Source organism: uncultured Fluviicola sp., assembly GCF_902168135.1.
GTDB lineage: Bacteria > Bacteroidota > Bacteroidia > Flavobacteriales_D > Crocinitomicaceae > Fluviicola.
The window spans coordinates 19,716-33,074 of sequence record NZ_CABHOL010000023.1 but is presented as its reverse complement, the minus strand read 5'-3'; the positions used below and the strand labels follow the sequence as shown (position 1 = coordinate 33,074).

General features: G+C 41.8%; 9 protein-coding genes. 5 read left to right on the top strand and 4 right to left on the bottom strand.

What is annotated here, in order from left to right:
• Nucleotides 1-1,341: 1,341 nt before the first annotated feature.
• Together QZT69_RS09390 and QZT69_RS09385 are read left to right on the top strand one after the other, a co-directional pair.
• On the top strand, nt 1,342-2,952 hold the full coding sequence (locus tag QZT69_RS09390; RefSeq protein WP_294673402.1) for a DUF1800 family protein: 1,611 nt from the start codon (nt 1,342-1,344) through the stop codon (nt 2,950-2,952).
• Between the two features lie 22 nt (nt 2,953-2,974).
• Nucleotides 2,975-4,528, top strand: coding sequence for a DUF1501 domain-containing protein (locus QZT69_RS09385; RefSeq protein ID WP_294673401.1), 1,554 nt, complete (start codon nt 2,975-2,977; stop codon nt 4,526-4,528).
• Nucleotides 4,529-4,584: 56 nt separating this feature from the next.
• Here the strand turns inward: QZT69_RS09385 and QZT69_RS09380 are convergent, their stop codons facing one another.
• The 4 genes from QZT69_RS09380 to QZT69_RS09365 all read right to left on the bottom strand — a co-directional run bounded on the left by QZT69_RS09380 (nt 4,585) and on the right by QZT69_RS09365 (nt 8,769).
• Nucleotides 4,585-5,241 (bottom strand): hypothetical protein, encoded by a 657-nt coding sequence (locus QZT69_RS09380; RefSeq protein WP_294673399.1) that lies wholly within the window; start codon nt 5,239-5,241, stop codon nt 4,585-4,587.
• 186 nt (nt 5,242-5,427) lie between these two features.
• Entirely contained in the window at nt 5,428-6,765 is a 1,338-nt protein-coding gene (gene rseP, locus QZT69_RS09375; protein ID WP_294673397.1) for an RIP metalloprotease RseP, read from the bottom strand.
• A gap of 115 nt (nt 6,766-6,880) precedes the next feature.
• Nucleotides 6,881-7,240 (bottom strand): hypothetical protein, encoded by a 360-nt coding sequence (locus QZT69_RS09370; RefSeq protein WP_294673395.1) that lies wholly within the window; start codon nt 7,238-7,240, stop codon nt 6,881-6,883.
• A gap of 113 nt (nt 7,241-7,353) precedes the next feature.
• Entirely contained in the window at nt 7,354-8,769 is a 1,416-nt protein-coding gene (locus QZT69_RS09365; RefSeq protein ID WP_294673394.1) for a hypothetical protein, read from the bottom strand.
• A gap of 193 nt (nt 8,770-8,962) precedes the next feature.
• On the opposite strand from QZT69_RS09365, the gene QZT69_RS09360 reads away from it, so the two are divergent.
• From QZT69_RS09360 to QZT69_RS09350, 3 genes are all read left to right on the top strand, one after another.
• The gene (locus QZT69_RS09360) at nt 8,963-9,673 is read left to right on the top strand and encodes a YebC/PmpR family DNA-binding transcriptional regulator (protein WP_294673392.1); all 711 of its coding nucleotides are present in this window, start codon (nt 8,963-8,965) and stop codon (nt 9,671-9,673) included.
• A gap of 125 nt (nt 9,674-9,798) precedes the next feature.
• Complete coding sequence (locus QZT69_RS09355; RefSeq protein WP_294673390.1) at nt 9,799-10,455, top strand: CvpA family protein; 657 nt, start codon at nt 9,799-9,801, stop codon at nt 10,453-10,455.
• Between the two features lie 231 nt (nt 10,456-10,686).
• Nucleotides 10,687-13,353 carry a hypothetical protein gene (locus QZT69_RS09350; RefSeq protein WP_294673388.1) on the top strand — a complete coding sequence of 889 codons (2,667 nt, stop codon included), beginning with the start codon at nt 10,687-10,689 and terminating at the stop codon, nt 13,351-13,353.
• The last annotated feature ends 6 nt before the right edge of the window (nt 13,354-13,359 follow it).

Here is a 13,359-nt window from a genome sequence, read left to right as displayed (position 1 = left end):
TACACTATCCTCTTCGTCGGCAGCGTCAGATGTGTATAAGAGACAGGTGCAGGCTGATCCTTACAAGTTTTATACTTATACACAATTCCAAAATGGAATGACAACCGCTGTAACAGGCGGCGGCGGACCGGGAGGTGGATCATCCATTCCTGGAATCCAGCAACTGATGGCATCACGCGTGTCATTCTTTCAGTCAAATTCAGACTACCTGTTAGCAGCTCCTGCAATTTCATCTCATGCAGTAAGTAATAATAGCCCGAACTATGGCGAAACGATAACTGTTACAGCAGTTTGTTCGAATGAAACAAGTGTTTTCCTGGGATATCGCCTGGAGCATCCTTTGCGCTTTAACCGCATTCAAATGTTCGATGACGGAATGCACAATGACGGATCAGCCGGCGATCATGTATACGGAGCTGATGTGGTACTAAATGGAATTGTGATGGAATACTACATCTATGCTGAAAATACAAATGCAGGTATTTTTAGTCCTGCTCGTGCTGAGCACGAATTTCATTCGGTGAATATTGCGATAGTTTTGCCAGCTTCCGGGGATATTGTAATCAATGAGCTGATGGCTGATAACGGTTTAACAGCATACGATTCAAACGGTGAAAACGATGACTGGGTTGAATTATACAATCATACCTCAACAGCAAAAGATCTTTCGGGATTGTATCTTTCGGATGATATTTCGAATCTGATGAAATGGCAAATCCCGCTTGGAACGGCTGTAAATGCAAACGATGTACTGATTATATGGACGGATAATGATTCGGAACAAAGCGGATTGCATGCGAATTTTAAACTCAGCTCAGCCGGTGAATCACTCATTCTTTCGGATGGAACTATGATCTATGACCAGGTAGATTTCGGGCAGCAGTCACAGGATGTTTCCTATGCAAGATGCCCCGACGGAGGAACATTTACATTTGCCGATCCCACATTTGATGCACTCAATAATTGTGCTTTGAAATTGCATGAGCTTGCAATGTCTTCAGTCCTGATTTATCCGAATCCTTCCAACAATTCGTTCACCATTCGAAGTGAAGTAAAAGGAACTTATGCAGTGTATGATTTGTCAGGACGACGCATAACAGAAGGCAGCCTGGAAAATGGAATTACGGTATTAACCGCTCAGGAATGGCAGTCCGGAAATTACCTGGTGAATGTTTCGGATGAAACGGGAAATACCCGCACTATTCAACTGGTCAAATATTGATAGATAGTGTTGAGTTCCGGGTCAATATCCGACAAACTAGTTGAAAATCACAAGATGAACAATTTAGCTTGTCCGTTCCGGCTTTTTATACTAAATTCCCTTCGCTAAAACGTACTATTATGATTCCTGAAGAAAACGTACAGGAGCCCATTTCACTGAGTTTAACGCCATACACCGGTGCCTGGACAAAGGCAGAAGCTGCACATTTATTGCGCAGGACCATGTTTGGTGCTACTCTCACCCAGATTACACAAGCTGTAACAAACGGGATGAATGCAACTGTTACTCAATTATTGACACTTCCGAGTGTTTCACCACCCTTGGCTTTCCACCCCGACGAAGCAGTTACAACAATCGGTTCAACGTGGATCAATGATGTTTATCCGGCGAATCCCGGACCAACGAATAACGCACGTTTATACTCGCTGGGAGCATGGTTCATGCAGCGGATTAACCAACCCACGGTTAGTATCCAGGAGAAAATGTGTTTGTTTTGGGACAACCATTTTGGAGTGGACGGTACCAACGAGGCGAAAGCGGTTTATGGAATGCATGAAAAGTACCGCTTGAATTGCCTGGGGAACTTTAAACAGCTGGTAAAAGACATGACCATCGATCCGATGATGCTTTTATTCCTCAATGGTGCAACAAATAATCAGTTCTCTCCGAATGAGAACTATGCGCGTGAGCTTTTGGAATTGTTTACAGTGGGGAAAGGCCCGCAGGTCGGAACGGGTGATTATACCAACTATACCGAAGCAGATGTTGCTGCCGGTGCAAAAATTTTAACAGGGTGGACGGTTACGGACCTGTACAGTACTTCTGCCAGTCAGCCTTCCAGTGTGTTTTACCCGATTCTCCACGATACATCGAGCAAGACCCTGAGCGCTTATTTCGGTTCGGCAGTGGTTCCTGATTCCGGAAATACCGAATATGCCAACTATGTCGATATTATTTTCAGCCAGCCGGATATGGCTAAGTACCTATGCCGGAAGATTTACCGCTGGTTTGTTAATTACGACCTGACACCGAGTGTGGAAAGTACCGTTATTACGGATATGGCTGCTACGCTGACTTCCAATAATTTTGAAGTCATGCCGGTCATAGAGGAATTGCTGAAAAGTGAACATTTTTACGATATCTCTGTGCGCGGAGCTATTATTAAAAATCCATTGGAATTATTGTTCACAATGCTCAATGCTTCCGGTTCGGTTCCGAACTATTCTGTTCCGGTTAATTATGAAATTTACCTGAACCTTTATTACTTGTCCCAGGTGATGGGAATGGAATACTTAAGAACTCCGAGCGTCGGCGGTTGGACAGCCTATTATCAAACTCCGGCTTTCTCCCGATTATGGGCAAATTCAAGTTTGTTGAAATTGCGTTTTGATTTAAGTGCATTGATGACACTTACAAATGGAATAGTGGTGAATGGGAATTCATTTAAGATCAATACACTAAATTTCCTGGATAATTTGAGCATACCTTCCAGCGCTCCCCAGGTAATAGAGGACATTCTGACCGTTTTCACCTGCAAAGGCGTTTCTGTGATAGAAAAAGCGGTTTTGAAATCCATTTTGACCAACGGACAGCCTGATTTTGAATGGACAATCCAATACAATGATTATTTAGCAGATCCCGGAAATACAACAGTAAGCGGTCCGGTCCGCCAACGGGTAGAACTGGTGCTTTACAGGTTGTTCCAGCTTCCTGAATCTCAAGTAATGTAAGTGTAGACCAAAATCAGAAACTATGAAAAGAAGAAATTTTGTACAGTCGGTCGCGCTTTCATCTATTGGAGCACCACTGGTTTTAAAGAACTTTAAATTCGGAGCTGTTACCGAGGACCTGTTTAAGTCATCCAGAGCTGCGGAAGACCGGGTTCTGGTAATTATTCGTTTAAATGGTGGAAATGATGGATTGGGGACTTTGGTTCCCCTGGACCAATATGCCAACCTGGCAATTCAACGTCCGAATATCCTGATTCCACAGAATCAATTGCTGACAATTACGCCGACCAATGCACTGCATCCTGCTATGTCAGGAATGCGGGATATGTTTGATAACGAGCGTTTATCCATTATTCAGAATGTGGGATATCCGGAACAAAACCGTTCACATTTCAGATCGATGGATATCTGGACTTCCGGTATGCTGGACCAAAATGCCACACGTGGCTGGCTCGGAAGGTACCTGGACCATGAATTCCCCAACTTCCCGGATGACTATCCGGATACTGCTAACCCGGATCCGTTTGCCATCAGTATGGGTTACGAAGTATCCGCAACCTGCCAGGGATTAGCAGCTAACTTTTCCGTTGCTATCAATAATCCGTTCGACAGTTATAACCTGGTTGAAACGGGACAAGTAAATGACGGGACCTATTATGGCGCCCACATGGAATACTTGTCTACCCTGATCATGCAGGCAAATGCTTACGGAGCACAGGTGAATGCAGCAGCAAATGCCGGGAATTCACTTTCAACCATGTATGATCCCAATGATGAGATCTCGAAAAACCTCAAATACATTGCTCAAATGATCTCCGGAGGTTTGAAAACGAAAATCTACATTGTCAATGTAAACGGTTTTGACACCCACGATGCCCAGGTCGTGGACGGAGCTCCGGCAACCGGCGTGCATGCAAATTTGCTTTCCCGTGTATCCACCGCAGTTGCTGCTTTCCAAAACGATTTAAGCCTGTTGGGGCTTGAAAACAGGGTTGCGGGAATGACTTTCTCGGAATTCGGAAGACAAATTGCTTCCAATGCGAGTGATGGTACTGATCACGGGGATGCGGCACCATTGTTCCTTTTCGGTGCGTGTATCAGCAGTGGTATCATTGGCCCGAATCCGGTTATTCCAAATACGATTACCGACCAGGCAGGGGTACCGATGCAAATCGACTTTAGAGACATTTATGCTTCGATTTTAAGAGATTGGTTTGAGGCAGACGTTGCCGACATCCAGGGAATGTTCGAACAAACCATCAATTTCATTTCTGTGTTGGATTCATGCAATTTAGGAGTGAACGAGCAATCAATGGAAAATGATGTGTTGATATTCCCGAATCCATGTGTGGACCAAACTACCCTGAAATTTAAATGTGCCGGAGAACGTGTAACCATTCGTGTTTACGATACTGCAGGTACATTGATCAGCGAAGTCTGCTCAAAAGAATTCCAACCGGGAGAGCATTTGGTCCCTATCTATATGGATGGAACACCATCCGGGAACTACATTGTTACCGTGCATAAGAATTCCGGAACATTTACCAGAAAGTTTATCAAGCTGAAAAATATCTGATACTAAAAAACCCCGACGATAAATGTCGGGGTTTGTTTTTTTAGTGATTTTGGAATTTACATTCCACCACCCATATTCTTCAAATCATCTTCGGTTACTGTAGTATATCCTTCCGGGATCTTTAGGCTGAATGCTTTTTTATCCACTTTCTTTGAAAACTTCGTAGCAATGAAGTGAATAGTCATTCCATTGTTAACTGTAGAGAATTCCAAAGGAACTCCGTTTACTTTACTGTTCCCGAACTGTTGCTGCCCCTTCAATGAAGCTTGCAGATCGCTTGCAATCCACATGATAGCTTCGTTTCCATCTGCATCACGCACAATTGTTTTCGTGCATTTGTAACCAACAATCTCTTTTGTCTCGGTAGTTACTTCAATAGTAGGCTCTGCTTTTTCTTCCTTGTCCGTTTTGGAAAGATCCAATTCAGTAGCTGTTTTATTACCCATGATTTCCATCAACATCAATCCTTTGTTTGCTTTTGTATCAGCAACCGTATTCATTTTCATGAACGTTCCCATTGTCATGTCGATTTTGGATTTATTAGGCATGAAGTACATTTCCATGGTTGAACCTTGCATCATAGGTAGTGCCATTGCCATATCGGGATTATCGCTGGCAAAATCCATCGAATAGGAAATCTGACCCGTTTTTTGTTGTGCTATAGAAGTTCCTACTACAGCAAGAAATAAAATTGATAATAGTAAATGTTTCATGTCGCTTTTTTTTATCCTGTCCTGCACGTGCGGGATCAGGGTGATTTCTTTTTTACAAAAATGGCATAAATCTTTAGACTTATGCCACCTTTTATGTATTTCGTGAATTTTAGTTGTTAAAGAGTTGAAAAAGGTTCATACTTTCAATCGTTCAAAATTGAACCTTTGAACTTTTTGAACAGTTCTTTATCCCGTAATAGCCATTATCAAATCTTTTCCGTTTGCATAAAGAATTAAACCAAGCAGCAAGAAGAATCCTACATATTGGGCATATTCCATGAATTTCTGTCCCGGAGCACGACCCGTAATCATCTCATACAACAGGAACATGACATGTCCTCCATCCAATGCCGGAATAGGAAGCAGGTTCATAATTGCCAGCATCATGGAAAGGAATGCGGTAAGGGTCCAGAATGCCTGCCAGTTCCAGGTTGCCGGGAACAGTTTCCCGATTGAACCTACACCACCGATTGAACTGGCTCCTTTTTTGGTTGCAACATATTTGAATTGCGCCACGTTCATATACATCGTTCTAAGTCCCTTTCCGAAACCGGAAACAAATGCTTCTCCGAAAGAATAATTCTGAGTGTAAAAAGCACTGGTATCGGTACTCAGCTTCAGATTCTTATAATTTAATCCCAGCATACCATCCTGTCCGATAAATGCTTCTTTTTCGATTTCCTTTCCATCTCTTAAAATGGTTAGGTGCGCTTTTTTACCTTTGTTGTGATACAATTGGGAAGTCAATTCATCGTGAAAATTGATATTTTTCCCGTTTACCTTTAAGATTTGGTCTCCTTTTTTCATCCCGATTCTTGCAGCTGTACTTTTCGGAACAACGGAATCTGTAGCACCCATGAACCTTCTGAAGTCGAAAGTTCCTTTTTCCGCACCATTTTCCCACATTTTGTCACCGATATCTTCCGGAAGAACAATTGTTTCAATTTTTCCGTCGGGGTGTATTACTTTGAAATGACGCATATTGAAGATCAGGATCTCTCCGCCCAATTGCTGTAACTCGTCCAGTTTTTTTCCATCGACCGTTAAAACGCGGTCACCTTGTTGAAAACCGAACTGCTCCATGTAAGGATGAATAGCCATTCCATTTACCATTTTGTTCTGGTCGATCTTTTCTTCGCCCCAAACAGCCAATACCATGATGTAAATCGCGAAACATACGATCACGTTCACGATTATTCCTCCAAGCATAATAATCAAACGCTGCCAGGCCGGCTTCGAACGGAATTCCCAGGGTTGCGGCGGTTGTGCCAACTGCTCTTTATCCATGGATTCATCTACCATTCCGGCAATTTTCACATAACCACCCAGCGGAATCCAACCCAATCCCCATTCCGTTTCTCCGATCTTTTTCTTGAAAACCGAGAAATAAGGATTAAAGAACAGGTAAAACTTCTCCACCTTGGTGTTGAACCATTTTGCCGGTAAGTAATGACCGAACTCGTGTAATACGATCAGAAGAGAAAGTGATAAAATCAGCTGAGCTGCGCGAACCCAAAAATCCATAGTTTTTATTTAAAGTGGACAAATATAGTTAATAAGTGATTAGGCATTAGGCAATAGTGATTGGTTTCCGATGATTATTTAACTATTGCCTATTCACCAATGCCTCTTCACTAAATTAAGGCTGTACATGCTTGGTTGAATACCCATGATGTTCGAAGTATTCCAAAATAGCTTCTTTCATAAAAGCCTGTTGTTCTTCTTCGCTCAAAGGAGGAAGTTCTTTCAGGAACTCGAAATGCGGCCAATTATCCGTATCCCGTCCTTTGAAAGCGTAATATCCGTAAGGTTCCAGCAAAGTGCAGATTGCAACGTGCATTAAATCTGTCTTCTCGTGCTTTTTAAATAATTTATATCCGACGCCCAATTCCTCTACACCAATTAAGAACAGCATCGCCTGAAGGTCAATACCCGGTCCGAAAGTTGGTTCTAATTGCTTGGTGAGGTTTTGGTAACGTAATTCCAATGCATAATCCATAATCACAAAATTACGTATTTACTGCTAAAGGACACTTGAATTGAAAATGCAGAATGTAAAATTGACAAGACTTTTCATTCCGATAATTATCGGAACTCAATTTACATTTTCAATTAATGAATGTATCCTGGCTGTCCTTTTTGGATACGGTCAAAGATCCAGTCGTAGCTATAGACCATATGTGAATGCACAAAATGCTTATTCGGCCAGTTATACGGCGAACAGACTCTTCCCACGTGATTTGACTGCTGCCTGTCAATTCCCCAAACGGTTGCTTGTGGCGCAACGCCATCCTGGTAGCAAAGCGGATCAGCATCTTTTTGTCCAAGGTTCGAACCGTATTGCCAGACTTCTTCAAACTGGTTCCAGTCCATTCCTTTGTAACCGGCATTTTCAGGTGCGAGAAAATACAATTTGCCAAATACAACCTCGTCTTTCAATGTTTCCAGAAAACCAAGCGTATATGCATAGCCCATACTGTGGCAAACAACGTCTATGGTATCTTTTACCAAATAGCTGTTGGGAGTATTGCGGATCTGGTTTAAAAGTGCTTTTCCTACAAGTACTCCACGGGAAAATCTGTAATCAAAACCTTCCGGATTCGAAACCTGGTTTAACCGTTTATACTTTTTGCTTGAAAGCCGCGAATTAACCGAACGAACGAAGCTCCACCCGAAACCAAGCTTCGACTGATGATTTGAAGTACTTACCGGAAAACTGCCGTCCAGGTAAAAGCTGGTATCCGGATTTAAGCGTTTGATAAAACGGTCGTCTATTTTAAACCAGTAGTTGGTACGGTCATTCATATAAACCTCATTCCTGCTTTCGTTCTTATCGTATTTAGGTCCACGGTAACCATTTACAAACACCAAATAACGTTTTGCCTGCGGGTGCTGATTCTGAATGATTTCCCGGCTCAGTTCATCTCCGGTAAAGGCAAAAACATGCTGAAAAGCTGGTTTTTTCCGTTCCCCGGTGGTATTATCGGCCAGGTAATAAGAAACAACCCGGTAAGTATTGTTTTTAATCTCGATGTTTTTTTGGTTGAAAAGTGAGAGGTTTCCTCCGGAGGACTTGAAAGTAAGTTTGTTTCCCTGGGAAAAGAAATTTAACACGAGGCCGGCGTTGTAGCTGTACCATTTTTGATTTCGTTTGATATAAATGACTGTTTGCGGTTCAGACGGGTAAGTGCAATTAAAGAAGAACTTATTGTCGGATAATTTTTGGGTAAATCGATCTTTATGAATGTAGTTCCTTCCGATTTTCAATACCTGCTGCATGAATAAAGTATCACTGATAGTGCATTTCTTTCTGGATTTGGCGGTATCGATCAGCACCACTCGGTTCAGGCTAAAAGGAGCATATGTTCGGGAGTCGGTAATGGTCCCGTCTTCATTTTCTTCCCAAAAATAGTAATAAACCAAACTGGTTTTTGTCTGGAATTTTGGCCTTCGAACAACATCATCCTGGCCATACACAGAAAGGGAATGCAAGCTGAAAATTGCAAAAATTACCACTAAGACCTTCATTTTGTAAATATAAGAAAAAGCATAGCTTTTGATAAAGAACAAGCGTTAGCGCTGTTCAAGGAAGTCTGTCGTGACGGAAACGCAACCCAAAACAGTTGTTTAACCTTTTGAACATTCATTGCACCTTTTCAATTTTTCGATTTTACATTTTCAATTAAAGAATTATTTTTGCGATCATAATAAAAGAACAGAAATGGGAAGAGCATTTGAATATCGCAGAGCAGCTAAAGAAAAGCGTTGGGGCAAAATGTCTAAATTATTTCCGAAACTAGGAAAGGCAATCACGATGGCAGCAAAAGAAGGCGGGCAGGATCCGGCTACAAATGCGAAGCTGCGTACGGCTATTCAGAATGCGAAGGCTGAAAATATGCCGAAGGACAATATTGATGCAGCGATTAAAAGAGCAGCTCAAAAAGATGTTGCTTCTTTCACCCAGGTGGATTATGAAGGAAAAGGACCTCACGGAGTATTGGTTTATGTGGAGTGCGCAACCGACAATCCAACACGTACTGTTGCCAACGTGAAATCTTATTTCAATAAAGCAGGTGGTGGAGTAGTTCCGAACGGACAGTTGGAATTTATGTTTAACCGCAAATCTGTTTTCGAATTGGAAAATACGGGATCAATTGACCCGGAAGAACTGGAATTGGAATTGATCGATGCGGGATGCGAGGAAATTGAAGTAACGGATGACCGCATTTTCATTTACGGTGATTACACGGCATTCGGAACAATCGGTTCTGCTTTGGAAGAGCGCGGAATTGCAGTGTTGAAATCAAACCTGGAGCGTTTCCCGACAACACCGGTTGAATTCACCGAGGAACAATTGGCTGATATTGAAAAAATGATGGACAAATTCGACGACGACGATGATGTGCAGCAGATTTTCACCAATATGGGATGATTGAATACCAGATAAATATTGGGTGGGGGCGCGATTAATCGCGCCCCCACTTGTTTAACAATGGTTCGTTTGTATCTTTCCGAATCATTCATTTTTCCCACATCGGAATTTCCCAATTTTGATGCATGAATTTCCTGGACATCCTGATTCTTATTCCGATCCTTTATGGTGCATACAAAGGATTTAAGCACGGGTTCGTAATTGAACTCTTCACTTTACTGGCTATTTTAGTCGGAATCTACGTCGGTATCCATTTTTCAGATTACACGGCCAACTGGTTGAAATCATCCCTGGAAATCGATTCGGAATATTTGCCGGTTATTGCGTTTACATTTACCTTCCTGATTGTTGGGGCCATGATCTTTTTTGCCGGAAAAATGATCGAGAAGATGATCAAAGTCGTTCAGCTTTCTCCGTTAAACAAGTTTTTGGGAGTTTTGTTTGCTACCATCAAATCCCTTTATATTGTGAGTGTTGTACTTGTTCTGGTAGAATCATACGACGAAAAGAGCAATTTTTTTCCTGCTAAAACAAAGAAATCTTCCTTATTGTATGAACCTGTGAAGGCTGTTTCAACCAAAACTGTTCCGGCCCTCGGAGAAAGTACCATTTTTCTGAAAAATGCACTGCATAACGAAACCGATAGTACCGGATTGACGGTCGACCAGGTGCTTCGCGCTAAAGAAATCGCTGATAGTTTGGGAATTGATGCCAATGACGCAAAGCAAATACTGGAGATTCATCAGAAATATGGTGATAAGGAAGCGGATCCGGGACCTTAACTTTATTGATCTGTATTCCTCGTCGCTACTGCTCAAATAGATGGATGTCTATTTGTCTTTTTGTGAAAGCTGTGTATCAGAAACCGAGATCTAACACTCACCTCATAATCTGTTTTTTTACCAGAATCCACCATCTAATTGCCGGATTTGGAATTGATTTGATAAACAAAACAATATATTTGCCTTTTCTTAGTTAATCGTTAATCACATCGGCGCAGATTTTTCATTCGAATGAAGAGAATATATTTTTTGGTTTATTTAGGGATCCTTTCCCTTGTATGGGCATGTTCTACTGAGAAGAACACCATGCTTAGCAGGGCTTATCACGGTACCACAGCACATTATAACGGATACTTCAATGCAAACGATTTGCTTGAAGAAGCAATGAAAACCTATCGGGAAAATCAAAAAGAAGATTATTATTCGGTACTTCCAATCCTTCAGCTGCCTAGTGAAGAGGAAGTGAAAAACATGTATGCGCCCATCGATACTGCGATTTCCAAATGTACAAAGGTCATTCAGCGCCACGCAATGCCGTCCATGGAAAAACCGGCCTCCAAAAAAGAAGAACACAATCGTTGGATCGATGAAAACTGGATTACAATCGGGATTGCGAATTATTACAGAAGGGATTACGATTTAGCTTTCAAAAACTTTGAATACACCAAGAAATTCTTCTCAGCAGATAAATCTTCCTACATCGCAGAAATGTGGATGGCAAGGACTTACATTGCACAAGGAAAATTTACGGAAGCCAATTACGCGATTACCAACCTGGAGAAAGCACAGGAGTCGATGGAAAATGGAGATTCGAAAGGGCCTAAAGGCGGTAAGAACTCCAAATCATCGAAGTCAAAAAAGAAGAAAAGCAAGAAGAATAAAGATAAAGAAGTTCCGCCTTTCCCTAAGAAACTAAGATACGACCTGGCAATTACCAGGGCCATGTTTGCAGAAAAGAAAAAGGATCCGGAAAGTGAGATAAAGGCTTTGACGAAAGCATTGGAATATGCAAAAAAATCACGCGATAAAGCACGTATCAATTACATTCTTGGTCAGCTGTATGAAAATGCCGGGGACAGGGGGAAAGCTGCTTATCATTACGGTCGTGTGAAAAAGTACAATGCGGGTTATGAAATGAGTTTCAACGCGAATTTGAAGAATGCATTGAATGCAGGGGGTGAAAAAGTACGCAAGAGCCTGAAGAAAATGCTTCGTGATACCAAGAATGCCGAATTCAAGGACCAGATCTATTACACTTTGGGTAAAATGGACCAACAGGAATCGAATGAAGAAGGAGCAAAAACCAACTATACCCGTTCAGCGTTCTATTCCACTTCGAATAACCGCCAAAAAGGGATGGCTTACGAGAAGCTCGGAGATATGAGCTTTGCCAAAAAAGATTATTTGAGTGCACAGAAATATTACGACAGTTGTGCGAAAGTCATTCCGGAAACATATCCGAATTACGAAGGAATTAAAAATAAAGCATCCAAATTGCAAAGTTTGGTAAATGCATTGGAAATCGCTCATTATGAAGATAGTATCCAGCGAATTGCTAAGCTTTCTCCGTCTGAGCAGCTGGCTTTTGCCGAAGGAGTGATCAATAAGATGAAGAAAGACGAAGAGGAGCGTAAAAGACAAGACGCCATTCGTCTGGCTGCTTTACAGGAAATCCAGAGCAAAAAATCATCCGACGGAAGCGGGAATAAATTCTATTGGAACAACGAAAAAGCGAAAGCAGAAGGATTGGAAGAATTTAGAAAGCAGTGGGGGCAGCGTGCCAATGAAGATGATTGGCGCCGATCTGAAAAAATTGTGTTCGCAAGCTTTGTCGATCCGGAAGATTCTACAGCAATTTCCGATAAACCCGAATCTTCGGATGTAACTGCCTTAGATTCATTGACACCGGAGATGCTGGTGGCAAAACTTCCGCTTTCTGATTCGGCTTTGACAGCTTCCCGTGACAGAATGATGAATGCTTATTTTGACGCCGGAGGTATCTACGATGAACAATTGAATGAATCGGCACTTGCAGAAAAACAATACCGTATCATGCTGGGACAGGATTTTAACCACGATATGAAATTGTTGGCAGCATACCAGATTTATAGCTTACACAGTCCTGAGGATCCGGTAGCAGTGGAACAGAAGGATTACATTCTGATCAACTATCCGACATCGGATTATGCAGGTTACCTGCGGGATCCGGATTACTTCCTGAAGAAAAAGGAGCGCGAAAAACTGACGCAGGAAGCTTACTTAACGGATTTGGATCGTTACGAAAGAGGATTGTACTATCCGGTTGTAGCCAAAGCAGACAAAGTATTGGCTGAAGAAAAAGACAATCCGTACAGAAGTAAATATTTGTTGCTGAAAGCTATGGCCCAGGCCAAAATGACAGAAGATAAGAAGTCAATCATCCCGACTTTGGATACATTGATTGCCCTTTACCCGAAAACACCGGAATCTGACAAGGCGCTGGAAATGAAAAAGATTATCCTGAACGGATATTCTACAAACGAAGCAGTTGACTTCTCCAACAAAAGCATCTATGAATACAAGGAAGGCGAACCGATGTTCGTGATGATCTTCCTGACAGAAAAGATTAATAATGTGGTGGCAAAAACACGAGTGGTTGACTTTAACAAGGAATATTACGGCAAATTGCGTTTAAGTGTGACTTCGAAAGTGTTTAAAGAAGACAATGTGATTTTAGTGAAGCAATTCAAGGATGATATCGAGGCAGCTTCTTATGTTTCGTTCTACAAACGCACGCGTAACCACTTGCTGGATATGCAAAAAATGAAAATTTTATTCATTTCCGAGAAAAATATGCTTACCTTATTTGATACAAACAAGCTGGAAGAATACCAGTTGTTCTTTGACGAGAACTATTGATTCAAA

Coding starts and splice junctions, on each gene's coding strand:
- QZT69_RS09390 (WP_294673402.1), top strand. CDS start 1,342: ATGATTCCTGAAGAAAACGTACAGGAGCCCATTTCACTGAGTTTAACG.
- QZT69_RS09385 (WP_294673401.1), top strand. CDS start 2,975: ATGAAAAGAAGAAATTTTGTACAGTCGGTCGCGCTTTCATCTATTGGA.
- QZT69_RS09380 (WP_294673399.1), bottom strand. CDS start 5,241: ATGAAACATTTACTATTATCAATTTTATTTCTTGCTGTAGTAGGAACT.
- rseP (WP_294673397.1), bottom strand. CDS start 6,765: ATGGATTTTTGGGTTCGCGCAGCTCAGCTGATTTTATCACTTTCTCTT.
- QZT69_RS09370 (WP_294673395.1), bottom strand. CDS start 7,240: ATGGATTATGCATTGGAATTACGTTACCAAAACCTCACCAAGCAATTA.
- QZT69_RS09365 (WP_294673394.1), bottom strand. CDS start 8,769: ATGAAGGTCTTAGTGGTAATTTTTGCAATTTTCAGCTTGCATTCCCTT.
- QZT69_RS09360 (WP_294673392.1), top strand. CDS start 8,963: ATGGGAAGAGCATTTGAATATCGCAGAGCAGCTAAAGAAAAGCGTTGG.
- QZT69_RS09355 (WP_294673390.1), top strand. CDS start 9,799: ATGAATTTCCTGGACATCCTGATTCTTATTCCGATCCTTTATGGTGCA.
- QZT69_RS09350 (WP_294673388.1), top strand. CDS start 10,687: ATGAAGAGAATATATTTTTTGGTTTATTTAGGGATCCTTTCCCTTGTA.